Genomic DNA, 14558 nt, shown 5'->3' with positions numbered 1-14558 from the left:
GCGGCGTCTTGCCGCTCATTCGGTGTCGTCCGCTCTTTCCCAGCAGGTGTTTCATCGTACGAACCGAGACGAGTTCGAAGCAAACTGACAGGACTCGACGAACAGATCACACCATAAAAATAGCATCAAACACTAGGCCGAACCGCCGTCCGGCTTGGGCTTGAACGACGCGGAGGACTGGCTGAACAGGATGTCGTTGTTATCCACCCTGTGCCGTCCGCCATTCTGCTCTGACTTGTACAAATCGATGGCGCGTTGCACAGCAGGGCGTGCTTTGATCCGCGCCCGCCAGTCGGATACTTTTGGAAAATCATTCAGCGATGCACCAAGCGGCTTGGCGATGAAAGCCCAGGGAAAGGCCATCATGTCGGCGATGGAATAGTCGCCGAGGATATAGTCGCGCCCTTCAAGCCGGGCTTCCAGCACGCCGAGGTTGCGGTCATATTCGCCAAGATAGCGTTTGAAGCCGTACGCGCGCTCGTTTTCCGGAGCGTAGTTTCTGAAATGGCTGAGCTGCCCGCCCATCGGGCCCTGATTGCCGACCTGCCAAAAGAGCCACTCCATCAGCGCCTTGCGACCCCGCAAATCGGTCTCCGTTGGGGCGAAGCGGCCGGTCTTGTCCGCAAGGTAAATCAGGATCGCGCCGGATTCGAAGACCGTTACCGGGTCGGCGCCCCATCCCTCACCTGGCGCGTGATCCACGATCGCCGGCATTTTGGCGTTCGGACTTATATTCAGGAAGCCGGGAGCGAACTGGTCGCCCTCACCAAGGCGCATCAGGATCAATCGATACTCAAGGCCCGTTTCCTCCAGCATAATGGCGGCCTTCCAGCCATTGGGCGTTGGCGCATAGTAAAGGTCAATCATTCGGTGGTGTCCTGTGTGTCCGTGGCAATGCCCTGCGCGATCATTTCGTCAATTGCCGCAGTTTTGTACCCTGCCTGCGCCAGCACCTCGCGGGTGTCCTCACCCAGGCGTCGGGCGGGAGCGGGGCTGTCGGTTGGGTTGGCCGAGAACCGCGCAGGCGTACGGGTCTGCCGCAGCAGGCCGGCCTGCGGATGATCCTGTTCGACGACGATCCCGTTAGCGACGACCTGCGGATGGTCATAGACTTCCGCCCGAGTCAAGACCGGGGCACAGGGCACGTCGTGAGCGCCGAGGCGCTCCATCCAGTTAGCCGTCGTGTCCTGCAACAGCGCCGCCTGCGTCAATTCCAGTCGCGCGGGCTTGTTCTCTTCGCGGGCAGCGACTGTGGCAAAGCGCGGATCGTCCAGCCATTCGGGTCGGTCAACCGCCGCGGTCAGCCCGGCCCATGTGCTGTCGGTGTGAGCCGAGACGGCCATCCACCCATCGGCAGTCTGGTAGATCAGCTCTACGAAGGTCTGCGCGGTGGCGCTCGTATCAGAGGTCACCTCGTCGCCGACGAAGGTATAGCCGGTCATGTCCGAACTCCAAAGGAACGCCAGCACCGTATCCAGCATTGAGATCTGCACGTGACTGCCCTTACCGTCGCGGCTGCGGGCCAGAAGTGCGGCGGTGATGCTCTGCGCGGTCTGGATGGCAGTCAGCTTGTCAGGCAGGATCGTGCGCACCAAACGGGGGCGTTCCGCGTCCGAACCGCCTTGCACGCTGGCCAGCCCGGAAATCGCTTGGATTAGGGGATCATAGACGGGTTTGCCCGCCCAGTCGCCCTCGAACCCGAACCCCGAAATCGAGGTATAGACGATGTCCCGCCGCACCGCCCGCACCGCCGCCTCGCCCAGTCCGATCCGCTCAGCAACGCCGGGGCGGAAGTTCTGTACGAAGACGTCCGCTGTCTCGCAAAGCCGAAGCGCCGCGGCGACCCCACGCTCGTCTTTCAGGTTCAGCGTTACCGACTTCTTGCCGCGATTGTTGTTCAGAAACGAAGCAGAGAAGCCGCCGCGACGTCCAGCCACCTGCCGACTGTGATCGCCGCCTTTCGGGTGCTCTATCTTGATCACCTCGGCGCCTTGATCGGCCAAGGTCATCGTGGCCAGTGGGCCCGAAATCATCGTCGTAAGGTCGATCACCCGAAAGCCGTGCAGCGGTCCTGGCATTTACTCGGTCTCCGTTCCGGTCTTTGCGCCTTTGGGCAAGGACGCGATACATCTTGGTGTCACTTTCCACCGTCTCGCGCCGGGAGGCAACTCACCCGGAAATTGTCAAAGGGGGCTAGTCGCGATGGGCTTGGGCTCTCCCTCCCGGCCTTTTCGGCCAGACGCACGTAACGACAAATTCCGGGCAGTTCGACTTCGGGATACGACGGCTGAAGTAGAAAGCCCCATCTTTCACGAAGGTATAGGGGCGCGAAATGTTCTCCGACATGGTCTACGGCTCCTAGCATCTGTCAAAAGCTAGAGCGTTTCCAATGTTTTAGTTGAATGAATGGTGCCCGGGGGCGGAATCGAACCACCGACACGAGGATTTTCAATCCACTGCTCTACCCCTGAGCTACCCGGGCACGGGGAACGCTTGGGCGTTCGGGTGCGCGTCTTCTAGGCCAGCGTTAACGGGCTGTCCAGCAGGTTTTTCCGCGGTCAATGCCATTTTCCGTTGGTCTCTTCCTCCTCGTCCGGATCTGCCTCAGGAGCGTGCTTTTCGGGACCCGGGACGGCGTAGCGACCGTTGAGCCAATGCAGCAGATCGCGGTTGGCGCAGGCACGGCCGCAAAAGGGGCGAAACGCCGTTTCAGTCTTCTTTCCGCATATCGGACACGTCATGCGTTGCCTCCCGTCACGGGAAGCCGGTCGCGCTTGCGCTGCAGTTCGTAATGGCCGAGCGGTGTCCATCCGACGAGCGCGGTTTCGACGGGATCTTTGCGGAAAGATGCGCGAAGCGCGCTTTCGAAGGTCTTGCGGTCTTTCTTGGGCATGGGGGCGAGGTCCATGACGATCTGGCCTCCGAGGCCGCGCAGGCGGAGGAGTCGAGGCAGGGCGCGGGCGGCTTCGATGTTCGTGCGCAGGCCGGCGGCGGGCTGTCCGTCGGCGCCGGTATTGACGTCCACGGCGACAAGGGCGCGGGTTGGCTCGACGCAGATGCTGCCATCGCGGTCGAGAGGGATATCAAGTTTTTCCATATCTTCCAAAGCCTTAAGAACACCGAAGTGATCGAAGGCGTCCGGGTCGTCGGCCCAGGTATCGGGGTGGGGCCAGTCGCGCCAGGCGAGGGTATGGGGGCTGTCGCCTTCGACCAGCTTCTCGGGCTCCCTGCCCTCTTCGTCGCCGAGCACCTGCCGCGCCACATCGGCCATTTCGTTAACGTCGCGCGCGATGTCCGCGTCGTCGGCCGTTTCACAGGCCGAGCGCAGGATCAGACCAAGCGCGCCACGCCCCTGCATGACCTCTTTGGCCAGGACGGTCAGCGCGTCGCGCCGGTCGTCGTCGCGCAGGCTGCGCGATACGTTGAGACCGGGCGCACCGGGGGTGATGATCGCGTAGCGGCTTTTGAAGAGAAGCCGCGCGGTCACAGGGATCGCTTTACCCGGCTCAGCATAGCCGTTGACCTGGACAAGCAAAGACCCGCCCGCGCTTATCCCTTTGATCTGACGAAGAAATCCGTTTCCATCCGGGGTTCGGACGAAAATGCCGCCCTGCCCTTTCGCGGGCCGGTCTGCGATAGCCCGATAGATCGTGCCTGGGCGCGGCGCATCGCCGTCACGCAGAAAATCCGTGACGATGCCGTCCTCGATGAGGGCGGCGGCCTCGTGGCCGCGCCACTGGCCAAGTGCGATTGCGCGACCCTTCATGCGACGCTCTCCCAAACGGGATAACCCGCACCCGCCAGAAGATTGGCGGTCTCGCAGAGCGGGAGGCCCACCACGGCGGTGAACGAGCCGCGAATCCAAGGGATGAACGCGCCGGCGGGACCCTGAATGCCGTAGCCGCCGGCCTTGCCCTGCCAGTCTCCGGTCTCAAGATAGGCGGAAATGTCTTTTTGCGTCAGACGTTTCATACGCACGATGGTTTCGACCTCTCGGTGCCAGACCCGGTCGCCCCGGCGCAGGGCGACGGCGGTGATGACCCGGTGCCGCCGGCCCGACATGGCGCTCAGAAACCCGGCCGCGTCTTCGGCCGTCTCGGGTTTACCCATGATCCGGCGCCCCAAGGCGACGGTTGTATCGGCGCACAGCACAAGTTCCTCGGGTGTGGCAGGCACCGCGCGGGCCTTTTCCAAAGCCATGCGCGCGCAATACGGGCGAGGCAATTCGGACTTAAGGGGGGTTTCGTCAATGTCAGGCGGGCGGATCTCATCCGCCACAACCCCAATCTGCGCCAGCAGTTCGCGGCGTCGCGGACTGCCTGATCCGAGGATCAAACGCATGTTATATCAATCGCTTACTTGAAGCGGTAATTGATCCGACCCTTGGTCAGATCGTAGGGTGTCATCTCGACCTGCACCTTGTCGCCTGCCAGAACACGGATGCGGTTCTTGCGCATCTTGCCTGCCGTGTGGGCGATAATCTCATGGCCGTTCTCAAGCTCGACCCGAAATGTCGCGTTCGGCAGGAGTTCCTTCACGACGCCGGGGAATTCGAGCGTGTCTTCCTTGGCCATGATCTCTCCATATGTTGCCGTCCCGTTCTTATGGACGCGCATTAAATGGGCCTATTCGGCCCTTTTTTCAAGGACTTTATTGGCGCCGGTCAGCGCAGGCGCTGCGCTGCGACCGGATCCGCGCGGCCGTCCTGTTCGGCCCAGTGCGTGCGGTTCAAAACGCGGCCGTCGGCGCGGACATGGGCGATGGCAGCGGGATCGACGGTGGCATAGGTCCACCCGGGCGCGTTCAACAGCCCTTCGGCGATCACGCCGGTGTCGGGAAACCCGACATCGGGCGGCCCGAAAATACCGCCGTTTCCGGTGGTTACGTCGGCAACCTCGTTCCAGCGGGCGTCACCCACGAGGGAGGCCATAACGCTTACGCATTGAGACTCAAGCGCGCGGGACATGGCCCCGATCCGTACCCGCCAATAGCCCGAGAGCGCCTCGGTGCAGGAGGGCGCGAGCAGCAGATCGACGTCCGACAATGCCCGCCCAAGAAGCGGAAATTCGCAATCATAACAGATGAGTATGCCGATCCGGCCCAGGCTTGTCTCGAAGATCCGCAAGGGTCCGCCTGGAACCGCCTGCATGGGATCGCGTTCCCAGCGGGTCAGGATCTGCTTGTCCTGGATGCCCACGGCGCCCGTCGGCGTAAAGAGCCGGGCGCGGTTGACCGGGCGCGGCCCCAGCGCGGGGTCGAAAACCGGGCCGGAGCCGGCGAGGATATGCACGTTGAACCGGGTCGCGAGGTCGGCATGCAACACGTCGGCGTTAACCATATGGGCCGAAACCGCGTGCAGGGACGATTCGAGATCCGCCGCCACATCCGGCCCGTCAAGCATGGCCAGCTCCATCGCGGCATATTCCGGAAAAACAAGTAATTCTGCACCGTTAGAGGCCGCCTCCTGGACCCATTCCGTCAGTTTCGAGGTGTAGTCCGCCCAGGTTTGCACAGGCGTCAGCGGGTAAGCGGCGGTGGCGAGCTTCATGATCTGTCCGGCTAGAGGGAAAGGAGGTGTGTGGCGGCGAAAATGTACAATTTGGAGCAACTTCTAAAGGGCGAATGTCCATTTTGTACAAAATTTTTCGCGCGGTTTTACCGCTTCTCCGCCGCCCCCCGGGGTCTGGCGGACGATCTAAAGCGCGCGGCTTTGCGCTGCAGCCTCGGCCGGGACGCCGGTCAGGTCCTGGCGCAGGGCGGACGGCAGGGATCCGAAGCTTTGGAAGGTTTCTCGATGCCCGAACGCGCCCCCGGTACCGCGACCGAGAGTCGAGAGCCGGTCGCGCACCCGCTGACGGATCGTCACGCCCTTCGAGACGTCGAACGCGAAATCGGCATGGAACGGCGCCGGGGGCGCCCCGTTGCGGGTGACGGGCATAAGCAGAAGCTCGCAGGCCTCGACGCGCTCGGCCAGAAGCCGGGCGCGCAGGGCGATGGCGGCGCGCAGGGCGGCGGGATCGTGCGAGCCGGGATGGGGGGCCAGCAGGCAGAGCCGCCGTTCGGGACCGCGCGGCGTGAACGCGCCGCTTTGCGACAGCGGCAGGAGCGAGACCGTCGGGTAGGCCGCGAAAGCCTCGCGCAGCAGGAGCGCGACGGCATCGTCGGGGTCGCGCACGAAGATCGTGACGATGGCCCCGGCGCGGGCACGCACCGCGCAATGGCCCAGACCCGATGTCGCAAGGTCGCGCCCGTCGCCCACCAGCACGACGATCTCTTCGGTCAGGCCGTGGCCGGCGGTGTCGAGCAGAAAGTCCATGATCGTCTCGGCCTGTGCGCCGTAGTGATCGAGGTCGCGCTGCGCGTGGTCGATGCGGCCGATGTCGACGTCGCGCACCGCCGCCCCGGCGGCATGGACGCGCAGCATGATATCGAGATCGGCGGCGTAGGAGCCGGTGATCTCGTGATGGGCGATGCAGCGCCGGTCGAGCAGGTAGAGACCGGAATTGGGCGCGGCGACGCCGGCCAGTCCCGGCAGGCGGCGGCGCAGGAACGGGCGGACGAGCAGCCGGGTCATCAGCATGTTGTTGGCCGGGTCGTGCCAGTTGCCCTTGATGAGCCCGACGCCGTCGGCGCGGGCGGCGGCCATATTGGCGAAAAGCGAAATGTCGAAATCGCGCAGATCGGCGTCGACCTTCATGATCCAGTCGTTGCGCGCCGCGCTGATGCCGGTGCGCAGCGCGTGACCCATGCCAGGGCGGGCCTCGTGAATTGCGCGGGCCCCGGCGGCGCGGGCGGCCTCGGCGGTGTCGTCGGTCGAGGCGTTGTCGACGACAACGACTTCGTCGACCCAGTCCTGCCGGGAGAGGTTCGTGATCACATCATGTATCGTGCCCGCCTCGTTGCGAGCCGGGATCACGACCGAGACAGAACCGGTCATCCGAAACGTTGTCCTGTAGCTTGCGCCGCGCGGCGCCATGATGCCAAGCGGGCGGCGGCATGCCAAGAAAAAGCGCGGTGCCTGCCTATCTTTTGGGCATTCGGAGCAGGCGGAATCAGAGCGAGGGTTCTGCCGGGCGCTGCAGGCGCAGGGGAATTTCGCGCGCGAGACGAATAAGGTGGGACATGAAGGGTTTATCGACGTCGTCGCTGCGGATGGCGGCGTAAAGCCGCTTGGTCACGCCGTCTTTGGTGAGGGGCCGGGTGATGAACTCCGAACTGGTGCGCTGTTCGCGCAGGACCCAGTCGGGCAGCACCGCGACGCCGCGATTGGAGGCCACCAGAAGCAGGATAACCGCCGTCAGCTCGATCTGGCGCACGGCGCGGGGTTCGACCTTGGCGGGCGTCAGAAGTTCGGTGAAGACATCGAGGCGGGAGCGGTCGACGGGATAGGTGATGAGCGTTTCGTCGCGGAAATCCTCAGCCTCGACGAAGGATTTCGCCGCGAGCGGGTGCTGCGCGGAGGCCACGAAGAGCGGCTCGTAGTCGAAAAGCGGCTGGAAGGTGATGCCGGGGATGGATTCAGGGTCCGAGGAGACCACGAGATCGACCTCTTCCTTGGCAAGGGCCGGGAGCGCGTCGAAGGCGAGACCGGGGCGGATGTCGATATCCACGTCCGCCCATGTCTGACGAAACCGTTCGAGCACGGGGAAAAGCCATTCGAAACAGGCGTGGCATTCGATGGCGATATGGAGCCGTCCGGCGCTGCCCTGCCGCAGACCGTTGAACTCGGCCTCGAGCGCCTCGATCTCGGGCAGGACTTTTTCGGCCACCCGCAAGAGCCGCAGGCCCGCAGCCGAAAGTTTCAGCGGCTTGGAGCGGCGCACGAAAAGCTCGACCCCTGCCTGATCCTCTAACCCCTTGATCTGATGCGACAAAGCGGATTGCGTGATGTGCAGAAGGTCGGCCGCCCGGGCCAGGCCGCCGGCCTTGTGGATGGCGCGGATGGTGCGCAGGTGACGAAAGTCGATATGCATCAATATTAGTCCGGCTCATTCAGACCATGAATTTTATGAAGTTGTTTCACATCTAATGTGCTGCGACAAGAGGTGGACAGAGGTTCAGGTAGCAGGATCATTCCGATGGCGCAGGCCCCGCAGGTTTCTTTCGAATTCTTCCCCCCCAAGACGCTCGAGGCGTCGTTCCGGCTTTGGGATACGGTCCACGTGCTGGCGCCGCTGGAGCCGCGGTTCGTTTCGGTCACCTATGGCGCGGGCGGCACAACCCGTGAACTGACGCGCGATGCGGTGGCGACGCTGCACAAGGCGAGCGGGCTGAACGTGGCGGCGCATCTGACCTGCGTGAACGCGAGCCGCGCCGAGACGATGCAGATCGCCGAGGGCTTTGCCGAGGCGGGTGTGCGCGAGATCGTGGCCCTGCGCGGCGACCCGCCCAAGGGCTCGGACGGGTTCACGCCGCATCCGGAGGGGTTCCGCGACAGTTGCGAGCTGATCGCCGCCCTTGCCGAGACCGGCAAGTTCAAGATCCGTGTCGGCGCCTATCCCGAGAAGCACCCCGAGGCGCGCGACCATGCCGCCGATATCGAGTGGCTCAAGCGCAAGATCGATGCGGGCGCCGACGAGGCGATCACGCAATTTTTCTTCGAGGCCGACATGTTCTTCCGGTTCCGGGACGCCTGCGTGAAGGCCGGGATCGACGCGCCGATCGTGCCGGGCATCTTCCCGATCGAAAACTGGGCGGGCGCACGCAAATTCGCGCTCTCCTGCGGGACGAGCGTGCCGGCGTGGCTGGATGATGCCTTTGAAAAGGCCAAGCGCGACGGGCGCGAGGATCTGCTGGCGACAGCGCTGGCCACGGAATTGTGCAGCACGCTGATCGACGGGGGTGTCGACAAGCTGCATTTCTACACGCTCAACCGGCCCGAACTGACGCGCGATGTCTGTCACGCGCTTGGCGTGACGCCAAAGGTGCAGCTGCGCGACGTGGCCTGAGGGCCGAAAGATCCCTGTGTGCCGGCCAAAAGGCCTGGTGCCCCTGCCCTGCCATCGGTCCCCCCGGAGGCAGGGTTTTTTACGGAAAGATGCGCGCAGCGCGGCCGCGCTGAAGCACGGTCTACGGGGCGTGCCGCGAAAGGCGGGCCCGGCAGGCGTTCAGACCGCTGGTGCGGCGTCGGGCGGCGGTGCGGGATCGTGCAGCGCGGTCTCGTGCAGGCGTTCGGACGGGTCCGCGCCGATCTGGCGCGGACCGCGCAACACGAAAAGCTTGGCCCAGCCGCGCCAGGTGCCGATCGAGGGGGCCGCGGGATCGCAGGGGAAATCCGCGCGCCAGTCTTCGGGCAAGGGCAGGCCGCGGGCCTCGGCCCGTTCCAGGATCCAGACCAGCGGGATGTTGGACAGCGGGCGGGCGGCCTGCAGCCCGTCGAGCTGTCCGCCGACATCGCCATGGGTGCCGCGGAACCAGACCTGTTCGACCTGCGCGCCGTTTAGGCCGGCGGTGTCCCACAGGACCGGTGTGTAGACCTTGCGCGTCTCGTCGCGCGCCAGCGCATGGTAGCCGGCCTTTACATGCGGGCCGAGATGGTGATCGTGAAAATCGTGATCCGCGGCGCCGGCCCGCCAGAGCAGCGGCACGCCCAGGCCGAGCGCCTTGACCGTGTCCCAGAGACCCAGCATCTCGATCTCGACCGCCTCGTGGCAGCGGGCGCGCGCGAAGGCGCGCGCGGCGCGGCCCTGCCCGCCCGTGCGGTAGTGGCGATAGGCGGTGCGGACATTGCGCACGGTGGCTTTCTCGGGGCGCAGAAGGCCGATGCGCCCGATGAGACCGGCCAGCGACCGCGCGGCGAAGGCCCCGCGGGAATACCCGAAGAGAAAGATCCGGTCGCCGGGCCGGTAGCGCGAGGCGAGATAGCCGTAGGCGCGGCGGATCTGCCGGTTGATGCCGCGGCCCGCCACCACGTCGCCGGTGCGGGTCCAGTCGGACCATTGCACGCCCGCCTCGTAATAGAGCGACAGGGCGGCCCCCCGATTGCGCAGGAGAAGCTTGTAGGTCAGGCCCGCGTTTGTCTCGCGGCCCGTTCGCAGGCTGGACATGGTGCCGTCGAGGATGATGACATGGGTAACAGGCCCGCGCCGGGTGGGGCGCACGTTCTGCGCATGCAGCGGCGCGGCCCGGATGAGCCGTCGCGCCAGCCCGAGGGCGATATCACGCAGCCGCCGCATCGCGCAGCAGGCTCCAGACCCGGTGGGGGGTGAAGGGCATTTGCGGGGTCTCGACGCCAAGCGGGCGAAGCGCATCGGCCACCGCATTGGCCGCCGCCGCCATCGCCCCCACGGTGCCCGCCTCGCCACAGCCCTTCATGCCCATGGGATTGGCGGTGGAGGGCACTGGCATATCGGAAAAGGCGATCATCGGAAGAGTATCGGCGCGGGGCATGGCGTAGTCCATGAAACTTGCCGTGAGCAGCTGTGCATCGGCGTCGTGAACCACATGCTCGCACAGCACCTGGCCCAGCCCCTGCGCCACGCCGCCATGGACCTGTCCGGCGACCAGCAGGGGATTGATGAGATTGCCGAAATCGTCGACCACGGTGTAACGCGCGACGGTGACCTGGCCGGTCTCGGGGTCGATTTCGACCTCGGCGACGTGGGCGCCGTTGGGATAGGAGCGGCCCGGCAGCGTGGCGGTTTGCGCGTGATCGAGCAGGTCGTCGCGCCCGTCCTCGCGCGCCATGCGCGCGGCTTCGGCCAGCGTGGGCGTCAGATTGGAGCCCGGCGCGCGGAATGTTTCGTGATCGAAGGTGATCTCATCCTCGGCCACGCCAGTCTTCTCGGCCAGATAGGCCGTGAAGGCCGTGATCATCGCGTCGACCGTGGCCAGCGTCGCGTTGTTTTGTACCGTGACCGAGCGGGAGCCGCCGGTGCCGCCGCCCGTCTCGATCCGGTCGCTGTCACCCTGCACGATCTCGATGCGGTCCACCGGCAGGCCGGTCTGATCGGCGAGAAACTGCGCGAAGACGGTCTCGTGCCCCTGCCCGTTCGATTGCGTGCCGACAAAAAGCGCCACGGTGTCATCCTTCTGAAACGTGATCCGCGCGGTTTCGGAAGGATCGCCCAGAATGCTTTCGATATAGTAACAGAGCCCCAGCCCGCGAAGTTTGCCCCGCGCAGCGCTGTCGGCCTGCCGGTCGGGAAAGCCCGCCCGGTCGCAGGCCGTCTCGGCCGCGTCGAGCACGCGGGCGAAATCGCCCACGTCGTAGAGTTCGCCGGTGGCGGAGGTGTAGGGAAATTTTTCCGGCGGGATGAAGTTGCGGCGGCGCAGGTCCCACGGGTCCACGCCAAGCTGCCGGGCCGCGTGGTCGAGGCCGCGTTCCAGCGCGAAGATCGCCTCGGGCCGGCCCGCGCCGCGATAGGCGTCGACCTGCGTGGTGTTGGTGTAGATCCCCTCGACCCGCAGGAACGCCGTCTGGCAGTCATAGGCCCCCATCAGCACGCGCGCGAAGAGATTGGTCGGGATGTTCTGCGCCAGCGGGCTGTTATAGGCGCCGAGGTTGCAGCGGGTCTCGACCTTGTAGGCGGTGAGGCGGTGATCGGCGTCGAAGGCCAGCGTCAGATCATGGACAAGATCGCGCGCGGCATTGTCCGAGAGCATCCCCTCGGAGCGGTCGGCGAGCCAGAGCACGGGACGGTCAAGCATCCGCGCGGCCTGCGCCACGAGGAACGTCTCGGGGTAGTCAGGCGCCTTGGTGCCGAACCCGCCGCCGACATCGGGGATGGTCACGCGCACATCGCTTGGGTCCATGTTCAGGATCTCGGCGGCGTGGCGGCGGGTGTTCCAGACATTCTGCCCGCCATAGGTGATGTGCAGGCGGCCGTCCTCCATCCGGGCGAAGGCGCCGCGCGGCTCCATCGGGTTGGAGATGACGCGGTTGTCGGTGAGCGGCAGGCGGACCACATGCGCCGCCGCCGCGATGGCCGTGTCGGTGGCGTCTTCGTCACCGAGGGCAAAGTCGAAGGCGCGGTTGTCGGGTACGTCGTCATGCAGCGCCGCGCCGCCTGCCACGAGATCGAGATGCACGGGGCATTCATCGTAGTCGATCTCGATCAGCTCGGCGGCATCGCGGGCCTCTTCGAGCGTGTCGGCCACAACCATCGCCACCGCCTCGCCCACGAAGCGCACCTTGTCTTCGGCCAGCAGGGGCCGGCGCGGGTTCGCCGCTGTCGAGCCGTCACGGTTCTGCACCAGCAGCGCCGGCATGGACGCGGTGACGCCCTCTTCGTGCAAGGTCGCGGCGTCGAGTACCAGATGCACGCCCGGGGCGGTGCGCGCGGCCTGCAGATCCACCCGGATCCGGGCATGCGCCACGCTGGCGCGCAGGATATAGGCCCGCAGCGCGCCGCGCGGCGCGATGTTGCCCGTATAGCGGCCCGCCCCGGCCAGAAATCGCGCGTCTTCCAGCCGGGTCACGAGCTGGCTGCGTCCGAATTTTTTCATGGTGGGCCTCGTTCTGACAGACAGGCGGACGGTAGCATGGCGCGCGCGGCTGTCCAGCGCGGGTCAGGCGACGCGCCCCACGGTGACAGGACCGGTCGGGCCGTAGCCGTTGAACGCGGTGGCAAGGCAGGCCGCATACGCCCCCATGCCGTCGAAAAGGACATAATCACCGGGCGCGAGGTCTTCGGGCAGCGGCACCTCGCCCGGCAGGCGGTCGAGGCTGTCGCAGGTCGGACCGAAGACGACGCACGGTTTTGGCCGGCCCCGGCGTGGCGTGCCACAGGGCGACAGCGCCCGAAGCCGTGCCGGCGCGCCGATATCGCGGGCCTCGGCCAGAGCGCCGTAGATCCCGTCATTGAGAAAGACCGCGCCAGAGCGCACCGCCTTGATGCGGGTGGCCAGCGTCATGGCCTCGGCGACCATGGCGCGGCCCGGCTCGCAATAGAGCGCAGGCGTGGCAGGCCCGAAGGCGGCGCGCGTCGCGGCCTCGATGCGCGCGAATATCGCGTCGAGATCCGGCGCAGCGGCGGCGCGGTGCGCGGCGAACCCGCCGCCTACGTTGAGACGCGCGAGGCGCAGACCGGCGCGCGCCGCCACGTCGGCGGCGGCGCGAATATAGCTTGCCCACGCCTCGGGGTCGGCGCATTGCGTGCCGGGGTGAAAGCAGATCGCCGGGGGATGACCGCGCCGCGCGACCTCTTGCAGAAGGGTCACCGCCTGATCGGGTGCCGCGCCGAATTTTGCGCCAAAATCATAGGCCGCGCCGGGCACCGGCAGGGCCAGTCGCACCGCGATTTCGGTGGTTTTCGGCAGCGGGGCCAGCTTGTCGAGCTCGGCTGTGTCGTCGACCGAGGCGCTGGCCACGCCGATCTGCGCGGCCAGAGCCACCTCGTCGGGCGAGCGCACCGGATTGTTGTAATGCAGCACGGCCCCGGGCGCGAGCCGGCGCACGGCCTGCATTTCCGCCGGACTCGCCACGTCAAAGGCGGTGATCCCGGCGGCCAGAAGATTGGCCAAAACGGCCTCGTGCGGGTTGGCCTTGACCGCGTAGGTCACAAGCCCCGGAAAGCCGTCCGTGAAGCGCCGCGCGGTGTCGTGCAGCACTGCCGGCGACAGGTAGAGCACCGCCCGGTCGGGCCGCGTGCGGCGCAGGTGATCGACGGGGGTGCCCCAGGAAAGATGTGTGGTCATGCCCGGACCTCGTGACTTGTTTTCTTTCAGTGTGCCCCGAAAACCGGACGATTTCAGGCGTCACATCCAGCAATATGCCGTAAAATTCGGGCGAATCGCCGAGGGAATAATGCAAACAGACGAACTTGATGCCGCGCTGATCGCGCTTTTACAGGACAATGCCCGCCTTCCGGTGGCCACGCTCGCGCGGCGTCTGGGGCTGGCGCGGACGACGGTGCAGGCGCGACTGGACCGGCTGGAGACAGGCGGCGTGATCGCAGGTTATACGCTGCGGCTGTCGACGGCGCGCCGCGCGCCTCTGCGCGCCACGGCCCTTCTGAGCCTCGAGGCGCGCAGCCAGCCCGCGGTGCTGGCCCGGTTAAAATCGCTTCCCAACGTGCGACGCGTGCACACAACCTCGGGTCGGTTCGATCTGATCGTGACGCTTGAGGCCGAGACCACCGAAGAGCTTGACGACACGCTTGATCGGATTGGCGAGGCCAAGGGCGTGCGCAGCTCGGAAAGCCTGATCCACCTGGCCACGAAGCTTGACCGAGGACGCTGAGGCGGCCGGGGCCGGGGCGAATGGCGCTGCCGCGCCTCAGACCGCGCAGGTCTTACAGAAGGGCGTTTCGGGCAGCATATCGAGCCGCGCGGTCGAGATGTCCTCGCCGCATTTCTGGCAGATCCCATAGGTGCCCGCCTCGATCCGGCCCAGCGCCGCGTCGATCCGGCGCAGCTCAGCCAGTTCGGCCTGACCGAGAGATTCCAGGACCTCGTCGCCCTGCCGCTCGGACGAGCGGTCTTCCCAGTCCTTGGACGGTGTTTCGTCGAGTTCCTGTTCGACCGTTTCGAGATGCGCGGTCAGCGCGGCGCGGCGCTCTTTCAGCGCGGTCTCGTATTTCGTCACGTCCATGCTGGGTCCTCCTTGACTGACGACA

Annotated in this window: 15 protein-coding genes and 1 tRNA gene; 2 read left to right on the top strand and 14 right to left on the bottom strand. The window is 65.8% G+C overall.

Annotation, left to right across the window (positions count from 1 at the left end):
- Positions 1–132: 132 nt before the first annotated feature.
- From EZV60_RS01275 to EZV60_RS01230, 10 genes are all read right to left on the bottom strand, one after another.
- Positions 133–867 (bottom strand): glutathione binding-like protein, encoded by a 735-nt coding sequence (locus tag EZV60_RS01275; protein ID WP_135501353.1) that lies wholly within the window; start codon positions 865–867, stop codon positions 133–135.
- Positions 864–2078, bottom strand: coding sequence for a CaiB/BaiF CoA transferase family protein (locus EZV60_RS01270; protein WP_135501351.1), 1215 nt, complete (start codon positions 2076–2078; stop codon positions 864–866). The genes EZV60_RS01275 and EZV60_RS01270 overlap by 4 nt, the downstream gene beginning before the upstream one ends.
- Positions 2079–2407: 329 nt before the next feature.
- Positions 2408–2482 (bottom strand) — tRNA-Phe (locus tag EZV60_RS01265).
- A gap of 76 nt (positions 2483–2558) precedes the next feature.
- Entirely contained in the window at positions 2559–2741 is a 183-nt protein-coding gene (locus EZV60_RS01260) for a DNA gyrase inhibitor YacG (RefSeq protein ID WP_135501349.1), read from the bottom strand.
- Complete coding sequence (locus EZV60_RS01255) at positions 2738–3766, bottom strand: ribonuclease E/G (protein WP_135501347.1); 1029 nt, start codon at positions 3764–3766, stop codon at positions 2738–2740. The genes EZV60_RS01260 and EZV60_RS01255 overlap by 4 nt, the downstream gene beginning before the upstream one ends.
- Positions 3763–4341, bottom strand: coding sequence for a Maf family protein (locus EZV60_RS01250; protein WP_135501345.1), 579 nt, complete (start codon positions 4339–4341; stop codon positions 3763–3765). Before EZV60_RS01250 ends, EZV60_RS01255 begins: the two co-directional genes overlap by 4 nt.
- A 14-nt stretch (positions 4342–4355) precedes the next feature.
- Complete coding sequence (infA, locus tag EZV60_RS01245) at positions 4356–4574, bottom strand: translation initiation factor IF-1 (RefSeq protein ID WP_005978431.1); 219 nt, start codon at positions 4572–4574, stop codon at positions 4356–4358.
- A gap of 89 nt (positions 4575–4663) precedes the next feature.
- Positions 4664–5548: a carbon-nitrogen hydrolase family protein gene (locus EZV60_RS01240; protein ID WP_135501343.1), complete on the bottom strand. Its 885-nt coding sequence runs from the start codon at positions 5546–5548 to the stop codon at positions 4664–4666.
- A gap of 147 nt (positions 5549–5695) precedes the next feature.
- Complete coding sequence (locus EZV60_RS01235; RefSeq protein WP_135501341.1) at positions 5696–6937, bottom strand: glycosyltransferase family 2 protein; 1242 nt, start codon at positions 6935–6937, stop codon at positions 5696–5698.
- Between the two features lie 115 nt (positions 6938–7052).
- On the bottom strand, positions 7053–7973 hold the full coding sequence (locus EZV60_RS01230) for a LysR family transcriptional regulator (RefSeq protein WP_135501339.1): 921 nt from the start codon (positions 7971–7973) through the stop codon (positions 7053–7055).
- A 105-nt stretch (positions 7974–8078) separates the two neighbouring features.
- Between EZV60_RS01230 and metF the strand changes: the two genes are divergently transcribed.
- Positions 8079–8948 (top strand): methylenetetrahydrofolate reductase [NAD(P)H], encoded by an 870-nt coding sequence (gene metF, locus EZV60_RS01225; protein WP_135501337.1) that lies wholly within the window; start codon positions 8079–8081, stop codon positions 8946–8948.
- A 159-nt stretch (positions 8949–9107) separates the two neighbouring features.
- On the opposite strand, the gene EZV60_RS01220 is transcribed toward metF, so the two are convergent.
- The 3 genes from EZV60_RS01220 to EZV60_RS01210 all read right to left on the bottom strand — a co-directional run bounded on the left by EZV60_RS01220 (position 9108) and on the right by EZV60_RS01210 (position 13638).
- Entirely contained in the window at positions 9108–10175 is a 1068-nt protein-coding gene (locus EZV60_RS01220; RefSeq protein WP_135501335.1) for a DUF2235 domain-containing protein, read from the bottom strand.
- Positions 10159–12447, bottom strand: a complete 2289-nt coding sequence (locus tag EZV60_RS01215; protein ID WP_135501333.1) for a xanthine dehydrogenase family protein molybdopterin-binding subunit — start codon at positions 12445–12447, stop codon at positions 10159–10161. The genes EZV60_RS01220 and EZV60_RS01215 overlap by 17 nt, the downstream gene beginning before the upstream one ends.
- 63 nt (positions 12448–12510) lie before the next feature.
- On the bottom strand, positions 12511–13638 hold the full coding sequence (locus EZV60_RS01210) for a type III PLP-dependent enzyme (RefSeq protein WP_135501331.1): 1128 nt from the start codon (positions 13636–13638) through the stop codon (positions 12511–12513).
- A gap of 109 nt (positions 13639–13747) precedes the next feature.
- Between EZV60_RS01210 and EZV60_RS01205 the strand changes: the two genes are divergently transcribed.
- Entirely contained in the window at positions 13748–14182 is a 435-nt protein-coding gene (locus EZV60_RS01205) for an Lrp/AsnC family transcriptional regulator (RefSeq protein WP_135501328.1), read from the top strand.
- 36 nt (positions 14183–14218) lie between these two features.
- On the opposite strand, the gene EZV60_RS01200 is transcribed toward EZV60_RS01205, so the two are convergent.
- Positions 14219–14533, bottom strand: a complete 315-nt coding sequence (locus EZV60_RS01200; protein ID WP_135501326.1) for a TraR/DksA family transcriptional regulator — start codon at positions 14531–14533, stop codon at positions 14219–14221.
- Positions 14534–14558: the final 25 nt, after the last annotated feature.

This window comes from Roseovarius aestuariivivens, assembly GCF_004761875.1.
GTDB lineage: Bacteria > Pseudomonadota > Alphaproteobacteria > Rhodobacterales > Rhodobacteraceae > Roseovarius > Roseovarius aestuariivivens.
Note: the sequence above shows the minus strand (reverse complement) of the source record. Positions and strands in the feature narration are given on the sequence as shown.

Excerpts from the sequence above, each read along its gene's own strand:
- EZV60_RS01250 (WP_135501345.1), bottom strand. The coding sequence starts at position 4,341 with ATGCGTTTGATCCTCGGATCAGGCAGTCCGCGACGCCGCGAACTGCTG.
- metF (WP_135501337.1), top strand. The coding sequence starts at position 8,079 with ATGGCGCAGGCCCCGCAGGTTTCTTTCGAATTCTTCCCCCCCAAGACG.
- EZV60_RS01235 (WP_135501341.1), bottom strand. The coding sequence starts at position 6,937 with ATGACCGGTTCTGTCTCGGTCGTGATCCCGGCTCGCAACGAGGCGGGC.
- EZV60_RS01205 (WP_135501328.1), top strand. The coding sequence starts at position 13,748 with ATGCAAACAGACGAACTTGATGCCGCGCTGATCGCGCTTTTACAGGAC.
- EZV60_RS01215 (WP_135501333.1), bottom strand. The coding sequence starts at position 12,447 with ATGAAAAAATTCGGACGCAGCCAGCTCGTGACCCGGCTGGAAGACGCG.
- EZV60_RS01220 (WP_135501335.1), bottom strand. The coding sequence starts at position 10,175 with ATGCGGCGGCTGCGTGATATCGCCCTCGGGCTGGCGCGACGGCTCATC.
- EZV60_RS01270 (WP_135501351.1), bottom strand. The coding sequence starts at position 2,078 with ATGCCAGGACCGCTGCACGGCTTTCGGGTGATCGACCTTACGACGATG.
- EZV60_RS01210 (WP_135501331.1), bottom strand. The coding sequence starts at position 13,638 with ATGACCACACATCTTTCCTGGGGCACCCCCGTCGATCACCTGCGCCGC.
- EZV60_RS01260 (WP_135501349.1), bottom strand. The coding sequence starts at position 2,741 with ATGACGTGTCCGATATGCGGAAAGAAGACTGAAACGGCGTTTCGCCCC.
- infA (WP_005978431.1), bottom strand. The coding sequence starts at position 4,574 with ATGGCCAAGGAAGACACGCTCGAATTCCCCGGCGTCGTGAAGGAACTC.
- EZV60_RS01230 (WP_135501339.1), bottom strand. The coding sequence starts at position 7,973 with ATGCATATCGACTTTCGTCACCTGCGCACCATCCGCGCCATCCACAAG.
- EZV60_RS01275 (WP_135501353.1), bottom strand. The coding sequence starts at position 867 with ATGATTGACCTTTACTATGCGCCAACGCCCAATGGCTGGAAGGCCGCC.
- EZV60_RS01240 (WP_135501343.1), bottom strand. The coding sequence starts at position 5,548 with ATGAAGCTCGCCACCGCCGCTTACCCGCTGACGCCTGTGCAAACCTGG.
- EZV60_RS01200 (WP_135501326.1), bottom strand. The coding sequence starts at position 14,533 with ATGGACGTGACGAAATACGAGACCGCGCTGAAAGAGCGCCGCGCCGCG.
- EZV60_RS01255 (WP_135501347.1), bottom strand. The coding sequence starts at position 3,766 with ATGAAGGGTCGCGCAATCGCACTTGGCCAGTGGCGCGGCCACGAGGCC.